The sequence below is a fragment of the Azospirillum thermophilum genome, assembly GCF_003130795.1.
GTDB classification, from domain to species: domain Bacteria; phylum Pseudomonadota; class Alphaproteobacteria; order Azospirillales; family Azospirillaceae; genus Azospirillum; species Azospirillum thermophilum.
On sequence record NZ_CP029358.1, the window covers coordinates 1 to 13,972 of the forward strand.

Here is a 13,972-nt window from a genome sequence, read left to right on the forward strand (position 1 = left end):
GACCACCGCCCCCATGACGTAGCGCGCGCCGCCGGTCATCGCCATCAGCAGATACTCGATGGACGGCTTGATCTCGAAGGGGGCCGGGCTGATGAAGCGGGTCATGTGGGCGTAGAGCCATCCCGCCAGCGCCGCCATCAGCGCCGCCGCGACGAAGACCTTCAGCCGGGTGCGGAAGGCGTTCATGCCGACGCTCGCCATGAGCTGCGCGCCGCCGCACAGCGTGCGGATCGCCCGGCCCTCGCGGCTGTCCAGCAGGTTGACGGTGAACAGCATGGCGCCGAGGACGCAGACCCAGACGAGTCCGTACATGGCGCGGGCGTCCAGGAAGGACAGGCCGCCCAGCGTCACCGGCGGGATGCCGGACAGGCCGGTGTGGCTGCCCAGCGCCTCGATGTTGCCGAACAGGTAGAAGATCGAGATGCCCCAGGCGATGGTGCTCAGCGGCAGGAAATGGCCGCCCAGCCGCAGGGTCAGCGCCCCGATGGCCGTCGCGGCGAGGCCGGTCAGCACCAGCGCCAGCAGCAGCCCGACCCAGGGCGACAGGCCGCCCGCCGTGGTGACCCAGCCGGTGGCGTAGGCGGCGATGCCGACGAAGGCCGCCTGCCCGAAGGAGGTCATGCCGCCGATACCGGTCATCAGCACCAGCCCCAGCGCCACCAGCGCCGAGATGCCGATGTAGTTCATCAGCGTCACCGCGAAGAGCGGCAGGACGAAGGGCAGGACCAGGACGAGGCCCGCGAAGCCCAGCCCGATGAGGAAATAGGGCCCGGCGGAGAAATTGGGAGAGCGCGTCATGCGTCGATCACCTCGGCTTCATCGTCGCCGCCATGGGCCAGCCGCAGCGACCGCCACATCAGCACCGGGATGAGGATGCTGAACACCACCACCTCCTTCAGCGAGCTGGAGAAGAAGGAGGCGAAGCTCTCCAGCACGCCGACGAACAGCGCGCCGAAGGCCGTCATCGGATAGCTGACCAGCCCGCCGATGATGGCGCCGACGAATGCCTTCAGCCCGATGATGAAGCCCGAATCGTAGGAGATCGTGGTGATCGGCCCGATCAGGATGCCGGCCACCCCGGCAAGGCCCGAGGCGATCAGGTAGGCGGTGGCGCCCGTCCGCTCCGGCCGGATGCCGACCAGCCGCGCGCCCACCCGGTTGACCGCCGTGGCGCGCAGCGCCTTGCCGGTGATCGACCGCTCGAAGAACAGGAAGAAGAACAGGCTGAGCAGCGCCGCCATCAGCAGCATCAGCAGGACCTGCCCGGTCACCACCAGACCGCCGCCGAGGTCGAACACCGCATCCACCAGCGGCGTCGTGCGGAAGCCCTCCGGCCCGAAGAAGATCAGGCCGAGCCCGGTCAGCGCGAAATGCAGCGCCAGCGCCACGATCAGCAGCACCAGCGTCGAGGCGTCCGCCACCTTGCGGAAGACGATGCGGTCGAGCAGCGGCCCGATCGGCAGCACCAGCGCCAGGGCGAGCGCGATGCGCGCCGGCTCGGGCAGCGGCGCGGCGCCGAACCCATAGGCGAGCGCGCAGGGGATCAGGGGCAGCAGCCCGAAGAGCAGCAGGGTGCGCGGGATCGCCCGCCCCTCCCCCCGCATCAGCAGGGTCGCCGACTCCATCAGGCAGGCCAGCAGGGCCAGCACCGCGACGAGATAGACCGTCCCCGGCACCTGTCCGATCTGGAAGGCGGCCAGCGTCAGCGCCGCGAAGGCGGCGATGTCGCCGAAGGGGACGAAGACCACGCGGGTGACCGAGAAGATCAGGACGAGCCCGAGGCCCGCAAGCAGATAGATCGCGCCGTTGGCAATGCCGTCGACGCCGAGGATGAGCGCGATGTCGAAGCTCATAGTGTCGCCTCCGCCGTTACCGGCTGCGCCTGCGGCCCCGCGGTTGGCTGGGGGTCCGCCCGTCCCTTCCGTCCGGCCGTGCCGGCGGGAGATGTCCCGGGGATCTTGGGGCGCCGGATGCCCGGAACACCCGGCCGTCCGAGTGTTGCAAGCTTCAATATTCTATGTTTAAAATGTTTTTGCGGGCAAGGGGAAAATGCCCCGGCCCAGCGGCAGCGGAGGACTTCATGCAGAAGAACGATAAGATCGCGCGTTCCGCCCTGGTCGGAGCGCTGATGGGCAGCCTCGTCTCGATCACGGCCGGTCCGGCGCTCGCGGACATCACGGTCGGCTTCGTCACCGCCCAGTCCGGGCCGGTCTCCTCGCTCGGCATTCCCTATGCCCGGGGCATCCAGGCGGCGGTCGCCTACATGCCGGAGATCGCCGGGCAGAAGGTGCGGGTGATCACGCTCGACGACGCCTCGGACCCCTCGACCGCCTCCAAGAACGCCCGCAAGCTGGTGGAGGAGGAGAAGGTCGACGTGCTGATCGGCTCCGCCGGCTCGCCCTCCTCGCTCGCCATGGCCGCCGTCGCGCGGGAGACGAAGACCCCGCTGATCTCCATCGCCAACGCCAACCTGTCCGGCGAGGACGGCGCCTGGATGGTGACCGTGCCGCAGGAGGCGCCGCTGATGATCTCCGCCATCGCGGAGCACATGAAGAAGAACGGCGTGAAGACGGTCGGCTACATCGGCTTCTCCGACGCCTGGGGCGACCTCGTCTACAACGCCATGAACCAGGCGGGCGAGAAGGCCGGCATCAAGGTGCTGACCAACGAGCGCTATGCCCGCGCCGACAGCTCCGCCACCGCCCAGGCGCTGAAGGTGGTGGCGGCGCGGCCGGACGTGGTGCTGGGCGGCGGCTCCGGCGCGCCGGGCGCGCTCGCCTATCGCGCCCTGGCGGAACGCGGCTGGAAGGGTCCGATCTACGGCACCCACGCCCTGATCAACCCCGACTTCGTGCGGGTCGGCGGCGCCGCGGTGGAAGGGCTGATCGCCCCGACCGGCCCGGTGGTGGTGGCCGAGCAGCTTCCCGACGACAACCCGATGAAGAAGATCGGCCTCGCCTTCCGCGAGGCGATGGCCAAGACCAGCCCCGGAGCCCCGGCCGACGCCTTCGCCGCCTATTCCTTCGACGCGTGGCTGATCCTGGCCGACGCCGCCGGGCGCGCCATCGGCAAGGCCCAGCCCGGCACGCCGGAGTTCCGCGTCGCCCTGCACGACGCCATCAACTCCACCAGGGACCTCGTCGGCACCCACGGGGTCTACAGCTTCACCCCCGACAGCCGCTACGGCACCGACGAGCGCTCCCGCGTCGTCGTCAAGCTGGAGAAGGGCAACTGGAAGCTGCTGCAGTAGCCGGTTGCCGCCCCATTGCCGGAGGGTGTCTTCATCCCCTCCGGCAAATGGGGTTTTTCAACCGCCGGTCCGGCGACCATCCGTCGCGGGCGTCGGCTGCAGGGCGGTCACGACTAATCAGCAAATCCTCCTCTACCCTGCCGGCGCAGGATGGATCGTGACGCCTCCCGGTTTCGGCGGGCCGCTGTCCGCCGATGCGGACGATGTCGCGGACGGAGGATTCCATGCTCGGCAGTCTTTCCATCAGGACCAGGGTCACGCTCGCCTTCGCGACGCTGCTTCTGCTGGCGGTGGGGGTTCTGGTCCCGGTGATGCTCGGCAACCTCTCGCGCGCCACCGAGCGGGCGGAGGAGCGCGAGCTGCAGGGCTACCTGCACGCCTTCAACGCGGTGACCGCGATGCGCGCCGGCTCCGGCAGCGCCCTCGCCGCCTTCGTCGCCGCGACGCCGGGGGTGGCCGACCGGGTCGCCGCCGGCGACCGCGACGGGCTGGCCGCCCTGTTCGCGGAGCCCTTCAAGGCGCTCAAGACCGGCTACGGGGTCGAGCAGTTCCAGTTCCACACGCCGCCGGCCACCTCCTTCCTGCGGCTGCACATGCCGGCCAAGTTCGGCGACGACCTCTCCTCCTTCCGCAAGACCGTGGTCGAGGCCAACGGCACCCGGAAACCGGTGGTCGGGCTGGAGAAGGGGGTCGGCGGGCTGGGCGTCCGGTCGGTGGTGCCGGTGGCCCTGGCCGGCCGGCACATCGGGACCGTCGAGTTCGGCATGGAGTTCAGCCAGTCCTTCGTCGACGAGTTCAAGACGCGCTACGGCGCCGACGCCGCCGTCTTCATCGAGCAGGCCGACGGCACCTTCAAGAAGCTGGCGGCCACCCACGACCCGCAGATCGCCGACGACGCGGCACGGCGGGCCGCCCTGGCGGGCCAGCCGCAGATCCGCCGCGCCGTGCTGGACGGGGCGCCGCACACCTCGCTGATCTCCGCGGTCGCCGACTATTCCGGCCGGCCGGCGGCGGTGGCCGAGATCATCATCGACACCAGCGAGTTCGCGGCCAGCTATACGCAGGCGCGCAACACCGCCCTCGCCATCGCCGGGGCGGTGCTCGCCGCCGGGCTGGCGCTGGCCTGGCTGATGGCGCGCTCGATCAGCAACCCGCTGATCGCCATGACCGGGCGGATGCACCGGCTGGCCGAGGGCGACCTCGCGCTCGACATTCCCGGCACCGCGCGGCGCGACGAGGTGGGCGAGATGGCCAGGGCGGTCGCCGTCTTCAAGACGCAGGCGCAGGAGAACCGCAGCCTGCGCGACGACCAGGAGGAGGTGCGCCGCCGCGCCGAAACGGAGCGGGAGGCGGCCATGCGGCGGATCGCCGACGATCTGCAGAGCCGGGTCGGACAGGTGGTGGAGGGGCTGGCCTCGGCCTCGACCCAGATGGTCGCGACGGCCGAGGGCATGGCCCGCACGGTGGGGCTGGCGACCGACGGCGCCAGCGCCGTCGCCGAAGCGGCGGAACTGGCGTCGGGCAACGTCCAGACCGTCTCCGCCGCGACGACCGAGCTCTCCGCCTCCATCGGCGAGATCTCCCGCCAGGTGTCCCAGTCCTCCGGGATCGCCACCACCGCGGTGGGCGAGGCCGACCACGCCAACCAGCGCATCCAGGCGCTCGTCCAGGCGGTGCAGAAGATCGGCGAGATCGTCGGCCTCATCAACTCCATCGCCAGCCAGACCAACCTTCTGGCGCTCAACGCCACCATCGAGGCGGCGCGCGCCGGGGAGGCCGGCAAGGGCTTCGCCGTGGTGGCGACCGAGGTGAAGAGCCTCGCCAACCAGACCGCCCAGGCGACGGAGGAGATCACCCGCCAGATCGACGCCGTCCAGGCCGCCACGCAGGAGGCCGCCGGCGCCATCGCCGACGTCGGCCGCACCATCGCCACGATGAACGAGGTCGCCACCACCATCGCCGGTGCGGTGGAGGAGCAGGGGGCGGCGACCCGCGAGATCGCCCGCAACGTCGGGCAGGCGGCCGACGGTACCCGCGACGTCTCGCGCAACATCGCCACCGTCTCCACCGCCGTGCAGGAGGCGGAGACCGCCACCGCCGACGTGCTCGCCTCCGGCAAGCAGCTCTCCCAGCAGGCCGAGGCTCTGCGCCGCTCGGTCGACGACGCGCTGCGGGCGATCCGCGCCGCCGCCGGGCAGGACCGGCGGCTGGCGGCCGACTGATCCGGGGGGCCGCCGCTACTCCCGCTCCAGGTGGCGGATCGCCGTCGCGACCAGGGCGGAGAGCCGGTCGCGGTCCTCCTCCGCCATGCCGTCGAACAGCCGCCCGTACTCGCGCAGCGCGATGGCCCGCAGGTTGCGGAACTCCTCGCGCCCGCGGTCGGTCAGGGTGACGTCGAGGAAGCGGGCGTCGTCCGGCCGGCTGCGGCGGACGATCAGCCCGTTCTCCTCCATGCGGACCAGCAGGCGCGACAGGGTGGTCTGGTCCACCACCGCGATGCGCGCCAGCTCCCCCGCCATCATCGGCTCGCGCAGCTGCAGGGCGGCCAGCACGCGCCAGTGGTTCAGGGTCATCTTGCGCCGGTGCAGCATGCGCTGATAGTCGGCGTTCAGCAGCCCGACCAGCCGGTTGAGCTGGTAGGGAAGGAAGCCCTCCAGATCGAAGCCGGCAGGGTCGGGCCCGGCGGGGTCGAAGCCCGCCGTCTCCCCGTCCCTGCCCGATTCGTTCGCCGCCGGCTCCGCCGGGACCGCTGCCGCGCTCTTCGGCATGGTTGCGCGTTCCATCCTCACGACATCGCCCGCGGCAGCATCAGCGCCAGATCCGGGAAAAGGGCAAGGAGAAAGATCATGACCAGCGTACACAGGATATAGGGCGTGCAGGCCCGCGCGACGTCGCCCAGCCGGGTCCCCGGCGGGCTGACCCCCACCATGATGAAGAGCTGCATGCCGAAGGGCGGCGTCGCCAGCCCCAGCTCCAGCGCCAGCAGCATGACGACGCCGAACCAGACGGGATCGAAGCCGTAGGCGGCGATCAGCGGCATGAAGATCGGCAGCGTCAGCATCATCATGGAAAGCTGGTCCATGAACATGCCGAGCAGGATCAGCACCAGCAGCATGATCAGCAGCATGACATGGCCGCTGACCTCGAACCCGGTCGCCCAGCCGATCAGCCCCGAGGTGGCGCCCGAGAAGGCGAGGAGCTGGCTGAAGGTCGAGGATCCCAGGATGATCAGGAACATCATTCCCGTCACCTGCAGCGTCCCCTTCAGCGAGGCGACGACGACCTTCCAGCTCAGCACCCGGTAGAGGGCGGCCAGAACCACCACCGACAGGGCGCCGAAGGCGGCGGATTCCGTCGGTGTCGCCCAGCCCAGCAGCATCAGCCCGATGACCGAGAAGACCACCAGCCCCATCGGCAGCACGTTGACCGCCAGCGCCCGCAGGGCCTCGCCCCAGCCCGCCCGCTCCGCCACATAGCCGGGAGCGGCGTCGGGATCGAGCGCGACCTGCACCCGGATCAGCAGCAGGTAGAAGACGGCCAGCAGCAGGCCGGGGACCATGCCGGCGATCAGCAGGGCGCCGACGTCGATCCGCCCGATGCTGCCCAGCAGAACCGCGAGCGTCGACGGCGGGATGATCATGGCGAGCCCGCCGATGCCGACGATCGGCCCGGTGATCATGTGGGGCTTGTAGCCCCGCTTGCGCATCTCCGGCTCCATCAGGCTGCCCAGCATCGCCGTGTTGGCGAGCGAGGAGCCCGACAGGGTGGCGAACAGCGTGCCGCCGGCCACCGTCAGATAGGACAGCCGGCCCCGCACCCCGCCCAGGCACTTGTCCAGCGCGTCGAACACCCGCATGGCCAGCCCGGTGTGGAAGAACAGCTCCCCCATCACCAGGAACAGCGGCACGGGCGCCAGGGTGAAGGTGGTCAGGCTGTCGGTGGCGTTGGCGATCAGCTGGTCGACGCCGGCCATACCGCCCATGAACACCACCACCCCCAGCAGGTTGACGGCGAGGAAGGCGATGAAGATCGGCGTGCCGAGCGCCATCAGCGCCATGATGCCGCCGGCCATCATGGCCGACGCCGCGGTCCAGGCCATCATGCCGTGCCTCCCGTCCCGCCATGGCCCTCGCCGCGCAGCAGGAGCCGCAGGAACTCCAGCGCCACCAGCCCGAAGCAGACCGACAGGCTGGCGTAGGAAATCCAGCCGGGAATGTCGACCGCCCGGATGTCCACCGCCCCGCGCCCGTACTGCTCCAGCGCGATCAGCCCGGCCCGCCAGGACAGCAGCGCCCCGACCCCGACCGCGAGGAGCTGCACCAGCACCTCCACCGCCCGCCGCGGCGCGCGCGGCAGCATGGTGACGAAGGAATCGACCGCGACATGGCCGCGGACCCGCACCAGCCAGGGTCCGGCGCAGGCCGCCGAGACCAGCATGGCGTATTCGACGCCGGCGCTCACCCACAGCATGGGCCGCAGCCCGGCGTTGCGCATGACCACATCGACGGGGATCACCAGCACCACGCCGGCCAGGCACAGGGCGCCCAGCACGGCGAGGCCATGGATCATCCCGTCATACAGCCGCAGAACGGGCGCCGCCGCCCGGATGCGCGGCCTCACGCCCTCGCGATGCGACATCGTCGTGTACCCCATCGGGGAGGTCCCTCCGTCCGGGTTGTCCATCGGGGGCGCGAGCGTCCCGCGCCCCCTCCCGCCTCCCTACTTCGCGTAGTAGGCCTTGCGCAGCGCGTCGTAGTCGGGGGAATTGCTCGCCTTCAGCCGGGACCAGGCGGTCTCGAAGGCCTGCCGGCGGAAGGCTTCGCCGGCGGTCCCCTCCAGCGTCACCACCTTCAAGCCGGCGGCCTGGATCTTCCGGTCGGTGGCGGCTCCCAGCTCCGCCATCGCGGTGCGCGATTCCGCCTCATGCTCGGTGGCCGCCTTCTCCAGGATCTCTCGCGCCTGGGGCGAGAGGCTGTCCCACTTCTTCTGGTTGACGATGGCGACCAGGTCGCCCTGGAAGAAGCCCGGCTCGATCCGGTACTTCAGGTAGCGGTCCCAGGACAGGTCGGTGACGCCGACCAGCGGCCAGCCCACCCCCTCGACGATGCCGCGCTCCAGCCCGGTATAGACGTCCGGCGCCGGGATCGAGACGGAGAGCGCGTTCAGCGCGGTGAACAGCTCGCGGTAGATCGGCTGGCTGCGCAGCCGCATCCCCGACAGGTCCACCCCGCCGTCCGGCGTTCGCCTGGGTTCCTTGATGGTGAAGATGTAGAAATTGATGCCGGCGTCGAAATGGCCGAGCAGATGGGCGCCCAGCTTCTTCCGGTAGACGTCCTGCATGATCTTCAGGCCGCCGGACCTGCGCGCCTCCTCCGGCGTGACGGTGCTGCCGACGAAGGCGTCGACCTCCGGCACGTCGGAGAGATAGTAGGTGCCCGGCCCGTACTGCATGTCCACCACGCCGCGGCGGATCGACTCCGCCTGCTGGGCCGGCGGGATGACCTCCGGTCCGCCCATGACGGTGATCTTCACCACCCCCTTGCCCGCCGTGTTCACCTTGTCCACGAAGCGCAGGAAGGACTGGGTGAAGGCCACCGGCTTGGCGAAGGCGGTGACGGCGCGCAGCGTCTCCTCCGCCGTCGCCGGGCGCGCCGCCAGGCCGGCCGCCAGCAGGACGGCCGCCGCCGCGGCGAGGACGCGCCGCGCCGTCTCGATCCGTCCCCGCCGGCCGCGGGCCGGCGTTGCGTGCTCATGCTCCAGATCCATTGGAAAACCTCCCTTATCATTGTCCGCCCGGCCGGGCGGAAGGTCGGCGCCCCAACGGCGCCGGAGCCGTCAGTTCCCCTGTTCCCGGCAAGCCGGGGCGGTCTCAGGCCGGGGGCCGCGCCATCCCGCCGTGCCGCAGCAGCGCCAGGAACCGGCCCAGCCGCTCCTTGCGGTAGGCCGGCACGTCCATGGTCGAGAAATCGTAGAATCCGCGGCCGGTCTTCAGGCCGATGTTCCCTTCGGCCATGTTGCGCCCGACGATCGCCGGCGAGGCGAAGCGCTCCTGCCCCGTCGCCTCCACCAGATAGCGGCTGGCGTAATAGAGGATGTCGCCGCCGCCCCAGTCGATGAACTCCAGCAGCCCGAGCACGGCGAAGCGGAAGCCGAAGCCGACCCGCACGGCGCGGTCGATGTCCTCGGCCGTCGCCACCCCCTCCTCCACCATGCGGGCGGCTTCGTTCATGCACAGCGCCTGCAGCCGCGGCACGATGTAGCCGGGGGAGGCGGCGCAGCGCACCGGCACCTTGCCGACCGCCTCCAGCAGCCCCTCCAGCGCCCGGATGGCGTCCTCCCCCGTCGCCGGCGCCGGGCTCAGCTCGACCAGCGGCACCAGATAGGCCGGGTTCAGCCAGTGGGCGTTCAGGTAGCGCTCCGGCCGCGCGATCATCCCGGCCAGCGTCGTGGCGAGGAAGGTGGAGGTGGTGGACGCCACCACCGCGTCGGCCGCCGCATGGGCGCCGATCAGCGCGAAGGCCTCGCGCTTGGCCTCCAGCACCTCCGGCACCCCCTCGAAGACGAAGCGGGCATCGGCCAGCCCCTCCGCGACCCGGCCGCGCGGCAGGATCGTGATGCGCGGCAGGATGCGGGCGATGTCGTCCTCGTCCAGCAGCCCGAATTCCGACAGCGCGCGCAGCCCGTCGGCGATCCCCGCCAGGGTCTCCGCCGCCAGCCGGCGGAACTCCTCCTCCGGCCTCGGCTTGGCGTCGATCAGCCGGACGGGATGGCCGGCATAGGCGAAGACGTGGGCGATGCCCGCCCCCATGCGTCCCGCTCCGACGCAGGCGATCACCTCTTTCCCCGTGCCGGCAGGGGACGGTCCGCCGTCCGGGACGCTCTCCCGCGCGCCCATCCTCACAGCCCCTGCGCCAGGAGCCGCGCCATGCCGGCGCGGTCGAGCCCGTCGAGGCCGAGCGTGCCGAGCGTGCGGCCGGTCCGCCGGAAGTCGCGGCCGGCGACCGCCGAGCCGATGGCGAGCAGCCCCGCCGCCACCGGGCACGGGACGCCCGCCCATTCGCCGACCGACACCAGGAAGGCGAGACCGTGGCCGACATCCTCCAGCATGTAGCGGTGGGCCTTCAGGTCCAGCCGCTCGCGCCAGTCGCCGGAATCGACCAGCTTTTCATGGCCGGTGCGGCCGTACATCCATTCCGGCCCTTCGCTGGCGTAATGGTCGGCCAGCGGGAAGTGCGGCGCCCGGTAGCCCAGCGCCTCGCGGATCGCCACCCGTTCGGCGTCGAGCTGGTCCGTCACCCGGCGGATGCTCGGCTGGGTGCCCTCGTTGTGGATGTCCCACCGCTCGAAATGCTCGATCGGGCCGGCATTCATCAGGATCAGCGGCGGGTGGATGACCGGCCCGGCATTCATCAGGGCGCCGGACAGCGCATCCTCGCACCGCTCGACGGCGCCGGGGAAGGCGCGGCCGATGACCTCCAGCGCGTGGTCGGTGGCGCTCGCCGGAAAGACGCCGGTCGGCAGACGGGTGGCGGTGGCGCTGATGGCGACCGCAGCGTCGCCGTGCTTGCGCACCAGCCAGGGCAGCGTGCCGGTTTCCGCGAAAGCGACCTTCGCCACGCAGTCCAGCTCGCGCAGGCGCTTCGCCATGACGACGCTGCCGAAGGTTCCCGGCGGCAGGAAGACCACCTGCCCGTCGGACAGATGCGGGGCCATCGCCGCGGCGATGTCGGCCTGGGCGAAGGCCGGGGTCGGAACGACGATCAGCTCCGCCCCGCGCACCGCCTCGCCGATGTCGGTGGTGGGCCGCGCGATGGCGACCGCGCGTTCGCCCCTGTGATCCCTGATGCGGATGGACTGGCTGTCGAGCACGGGACGGAGTGCCGCCGCGTCGCGGCGCCAGAAGCGGACGGCATGGCCGCGCTCCGACAAGGCCGCCGCTGCCGCGTAGCAGCCGTTCCCACCCCCCAGAACCGCGATTTCCATGAGATTCTCCTCTGCGGCCATCTGGCTTCGATGCGGGTCGAAGGAAGGATGTCATTTGCATATGCAAGTGCATCTGCATATGTAGCGTACCGCAGATATTTTAGCCGTCAACTTTTTAGAGGTGATATGTAGAATGGACGGGCGGTGCCGGCCGGCCGCAGTGAGTCGACCTCGGGCCGGCGCCCGGGACGCTGCCTCCACAAGTTGCCGCCTCCGTCGGTTGCCCGAACGGTATGCGGGCACGGCAACCTATATCATCGGTGGTAAGTTGATGGCTTTTGGTGGATCTTCCACCACAATTCGTTGAACTCTCGACTTTTCAGCTTCAAAGAATGACAATGACCGAATAAAGGAGTGGGCCGTTCAGAAGGGACTGGATCCGAGGCCGGCGCCTCGTCCGCAACCCGTCGCCACAGGGCCTGTTCGCATCGAGGATCTTCCATGGGTTCGAAAGCCACCAGCCCCCGACGCGCGCCGACGGCGCGCAATCCCCAGCTCGCCCGGCAGGCGCCGCAACCGGTGCTCGCCGGTCCGCCGGAGGCGACCATTGCCGAGCCGCCCGCCGATCCCTCGCCGTCGCAGGGCCGGGCAACGCGGCCGGGGCGGGCCGATCATGCCGAGATCCGGCTGTGGCTTCGCCTGCTGTTCTGCGCCAACCGCATCGAATCGATCCTGCAGAGCCGGCTGAACAAGGCCTTCGGCCTGTCGCTGGCCCGCTTCGACCTGCTCGCCCAGCTCGAACGCGCCGGCGAGGGTCTGACGATGACCGAGGTCTCGCGCCGCATGATGGTGACCAACGGCGCCACCACCAGCCTGGTGGACCGGCTGGTCGAGGACGGGCTCGTCTCGCGCGAGGCCCATCCCCAGGATCGCCGCACCAACATCATCAGCCTGACGCCGCTCGGCCGCGACCGCTTCCTCGCCATGGCGCGGGAGCATGAGGGCTGGCTGGTCGGCCTGCTCTCCGACCTCGATCCGGAGACCAAGACCGCCCTGCTGGACGGGCTGGGCGACCTCAAGCACCGGCTGGACAAGATCACCGAGTAGGACGGGCCGGGGGACGAAGCAGGCCGGCACCGCCTGGTTTTCCGGGCGGGCTTGCCCCGGTCCGGTCCGGCCGCTACTCTTCGCGCATCAACGCCACCGCCCTGCCGATCCTTCCGCCCGCCGGCCCTCCCGTCCACCGGCCTCCTGTCCGTTGTGCAACGGGCGCACAATGTTCGTGTGCGAAGCAACGCACCAAGTCGTTGTTCCGGAACGACAAAATAGCGGTTTTCGCATTGTGCGCCAAATGAACGCCGCACAACGCGCACAATCGGGCCCTGCCGGCACCCCCGGCCGGGCGGCACGCCCCGCGCCGCCGCCCCCTCAGGACACCCCTCGTGATACTTGACGATGCAGATTGTTTAGTATTCAAATTTATCCAATTCAATCACTGGCGAACGCGCCGCGACCGATGGTGATCGCCAGCCCAAGGCCGGGATTCCAACCGGGCCGCGGTTCCGCTTAAGATCATGCTTCCATAACCATAAATCCGGAGGCTTCCCCGTCATGACCCGTTCGCTGCTGGCCCTCGCACCGATCGTGGCCCCTGCGCTCGCCCTGCTCGCCGCCCCGGCGGCGGCGGAGCCGGTCAAGGTCGGCATGATCACCACCCTGTCGGGACCGGGCGCCGGCCTCGGGATCGACATCCGCGACGGGTTCGCGCTGGCGCTGGAGCATCTCGGCGGCAAGCTCGGCGGACAGGAGACCACGGTGGTCGAGGCGGACGACCAGCAGAAGCCGGACGTCGCCGTCGGCCTCGCCAACCGCATGGTGGAGCGCGACCGCGTCAACGTCGTGACCGGCGTGGTCTGGTCGAACCTGGCGCTCGCCATGATGCCGACGCTGGCCGGCGGGCAGACCGTCTTCGTCAGCCCCAACGCCGGCCCCTCGCAGCTCGCCGGCTCGCAGTGCAATCCGTGGTTCTTCAACGTCGCCTACCAGAACGACACGATCCACGAGGCGATGGGCAAGCATGTCCAGGACGCCGGCTTCAAGAAGGTCTATCTGCTGGCCCCCAACTACCCGGCCGGCAAGGACTCGCTGGCCGGCTTCAAGCGCTTCTACAAGGGCGACGTGGCGGGCGAGGTCTACACCCAGGTCGGGCAGCTCGACTATGCGGCGGAGCTGGCGCAGCTCAAGGCGGCGGCGCCGGACGCCGTCTTCGCCTTCTATCCCGGCGGCATGGGCATCAACTTCATCAAGCAGTACGAGCAGGCCGGGCTGAAGGGATCGGTGCCGCTGTTCGGCCCGGGCTTCTCCTTCGACCAGGACATCCTGGCCGCGGTCGGCGACGCGGCGCTGGGCGCCAAGAACTCCGCGCAGTGGAGCCCGGACCTCGACAACGCCCCCAACAAGCGATTCGTCGCCGACTTCAAGGCGAAGTTCAACCGGCTGCCCTCCATGTACGCCGCCCAGGGCTATGACGCCGCCCTGCTGATCGACGCGGCGGTGAAGGCCACCGGCGGCGCCGTCAAGGACAAGGAGAAGCTGCGCGCCGCCTTCAAGACCGCCAGGTTCGACGGCCTGCGCGGCGCCCCGGTCAGGTTCAACACCAACAACTTCCCCATCCAGACCATCTACCTGCGCGAGGTGGTGAAGGGGCCGGACGGCGCCGTGACCAACAGGCTCGCCGGCACGGTCTTCACCGACCATGCCGATGCCTACGCCAAGGACTGCGGACTGAAGTAAGCGGAA

12 protein-coding genes are annotated in these 13,972 nt (G+C 70.2%); 4 read left to right on the forward strand and 8 right to left on the reverse strand.

Features of this window, described 5'->3' with window-relative positions; genetic code table 11:
• Both DEW08_RS27800 and DEW08_RS27805 read right to left on the reverse strand, forming a co-directional pair.
• The coding region (locus DEW08_RS27800; protein WP_146214778.1) for a branched-chain amino acid ABC transporter permease at positions 1 to 798 on the reverse strand (798 nt) is incomplete at its 3' end.
• Complete coding sequence (locus DEW08_RS27805; RefSeq protein ID WP_109333534.1) at positions 795 to 1,853, reverse strand: branched-chain amino acid ABC transporter permease; 1,059 nt, start codon at positions 1,851 to 1,853, stop codon at positions 795 to 797. The genes DEW08_RS27800 and DEW08_RS27805, both read right to left, overlap by 4 nt.
• Positions 1,854 to 2,080: 227 nt before the next feature.
• Between DEW08_RS27805 and DEW08_RS27810 the strand changes: the two genes are divergently transcribed.
• Together DEW08_RS27810 and DEW08_RS27815 are read left to right on the forward strand one after the other, a co-directional pair.
• Positions 2,081 to 3,250, forward strand: coding sequence for an ABC transporter substrate-binding protein (locus tag DEW08_RS27810; protein ID WP_109333536.1), 1,170 nt, complete (start codon positions 2,081 to 2,083; stop codon positions 3,248 to 3,250).
• A gap of 224 nt (positions 3,251 to 3,474) precedes the next feature.
• Complete coding sequence (locus DEW08_RS27815; protein ID WP_168220542.1) at positions 3,475 to 5,472, forward strand: methyl-accepting chemotaxis protein; 1,998 nt, start codon at positions 3,475 to 3,477, stop codon at positions 5,470 to 5,472.
• A 15-nt stretch (positions 5,473 to 5,487) separates the two neighbouring features.
• On the opposite strand, the gene DEW08_RS27820 is transcribed toward DEW08_RS27815, so the two are convergent.
• The 6 genes from DEW08_RS27820 to DEW08_RS27845 all read right to left on the reverse strand — a co-directional run bounded on the left by DEW08_RS27820 (position 5,488) and on the right by DEW08_RS27845 (position 11,233).
• The gene (locus DEW08_RS27820; RefSeq protein ID WP_168220543.1) at positions 5,488 to 6,018 is read right to left on the reverse strand and encodes a MarR family winged helix-turn-helix transcriptional regulator; all 531 of its coding nucleotides are present in this window, start codon (positions 6,016 to 6,018) and stop codon (positions 5,488 to 5,490) included.
• Between the two features lie 17 nt (positions 6,019 to 6,035).
• Entirely contained in the window at positions 6,036 to 7,349 is a 1,314-nt protein-coding gene (locus DEW08_RS27825) for a TRAP transporter large permease (RefSeq protein WP_109334120.1), read from the reverse strand.
• Entirely contained in the window at positions 7,349 to 7,903 is a 555-nt protein-coding gene (locus DEW08_RS27830) for a TRAP transporter small permease (RefSeq protein ID WP_168220544.1), read from the reverse strand. The genes DEW08_RS27825 and DEW08_RS27830 overlap by 1 nt, the downstream gene beginning before the upstream one ends.
• A gap of 66 nt (positions 7,904 to 7,969) precedes the next feature.
• On the reverse strand, positions 7,970 to 9,016 hold the full coding sequence (dctP, locus tag DEW08_RS27835; RefSeq protein WP_109333545.1) for a TRAP transporter substrate-binding protein DctP: 1,047 nt from the start codon (positions 9,014 to 9,016) through the stop codon (positions 7,970 to 7,972).
• Between the two features lie 103 nt (positions 9,017 to 9,119).
• The gene (locus DEW08_RS27840) at positions 9,120 to 10,145 is read right to left on the reverse strand and encodes a 3-hydroxybutyryl-CoA dehydrogenase (RefSeq protein WP_109333547.1); all 1,026 of its coding nucleotides are present in this window, start codon (positions 10,143 to 10,145) and stop codon (positions 9,120 to 9,122) included.
• 2 nt (positions 10,146 to 10,147) lie between these two features.
• A complete protein-coding gene (locus DEW08_RS27845; protein ID WP_109333549.1) occupies positions 10,148 to 11,233 on the reverse strand; it encodes an NAD/NADP-dependent octopine/nopaline dehydrogenase family protein in 1,086 nt (361 codons plus the stop codon).
• A 441-nt stretch (positions 11,234 to 11,674) separates the two neighbouring features.
• Between DEW08_RS27845 and DEW08_RS27850 the strand changes: the two genes are divergently transcribed.
• On the forward strand, positions 11,675 to 12,280 hold the full coding sequence (locus tag DEW08_RS27850) for a MarR family winged helix-turn-helix transcriptional regulator (RefSeq protein WP_109333551.1): 606 nt from the start codon (positions 11,675 to 11,677) through the stop codon (positions 12,278 to 12,280).
• A 504-nt stretch (positions 12,281 to 12,784) separates the two neighbouring features.
• Positions 12,785 to 13,966 carry an ABC transporter substrate-binding protein gene (locus DEW08_RS27855; protein WP_109333554.1) on the forward strand — a complete coding sequence of 394 codons (1,182 nt, stop codon included), beginning with the start codon at positions 12,785 to 12,787 and terminating at the stop codon, positions 13,964 to 13,966.
• The last annotated feature ends 6 nt before the right edge of the window (positions 13,967 to 13,972 follow it).

Bases quoted from the DNA above. Each gene is read 5' to 3' on its own strand.
- DEW08_RS27805 (WP_109333534.1), bottom strand. From the start codon at position 1,853: ATGAGCTTCGACATCGCGCTCATCCTCGGCGTCGACGGCATTGCCAAC.
- DEW08_RS27810 (WP_109333536.1), top strand. From the start codon at position 2,081: ATGCAGAAGAACGATAAGATCGCGCGTTCCGCCCTGGTCGGAGCGCTG.
- DEW08_RS27815 (WP_168220542.1), top strand. From the start codon at position 3,475: ATGCTCGGCAGTCTTTCCATCAGGACCAGGGTCACGCTCGCCTTCGCG.
- DEW08_RS27820 (WP_168220543.1), bottom strand. From the start codon at position 6,018: ATGCCGAAGAGCGCGGCAGCGGTCCCGGCGGAGCCGGCGGCGAACGAA.
- DEW08_RS27825 (WP_109334120.1), bottom strand. From the start codon at position 7,349: ATGGCCTGGACCGCGGCGTCGGCCATGATGGCCGGCGGCATCATGGCG.
- DEW08_RS27830 (WP_168220544.1), bottom strand. From the start codon at position 7,903: ATGGGGTACACGACGATGTCGCATCGCGAGGGCGTGAGGCCGCGCATC.
- dctP (WP_109333545.1), bottom strand. From the start codon at position 9,016: ATGGATCTGGAGCATGAGCACGCAACGCCGGCCCGCGGCCGGCGGGGA.
- DEW08_RS27840 (WP_109333547.1), bottom strand. From the start codon at position 10,145: ATGGGCGCGCGGGAGAGCGTCCCGGACGGCGGACCGTCCCCTGCCGGC.
- DEW08_RS27845 (WP_109333549.1), bottom strand. From the start codon at position 11,233: ATGGAAATCGCGGTTCTGGGGGGTGGGAACGGCTGCTACGCGGCAGCG.
- DEW08_RS27850 (WP_109333551.1), top strand. From the start codon at position 11,675: ATGGGTTCGAAAGCCACCAGCCCCCGACGCGCGCCGACGGCGCGCAAT.
- DEW08_RS27855 (WP_109333554.1), top strand. From the start codon at position 12,785: ATGACCCGTTCGCTGCTGGCCCTCGCACCGATCGTGGCCCCTGCGCTC.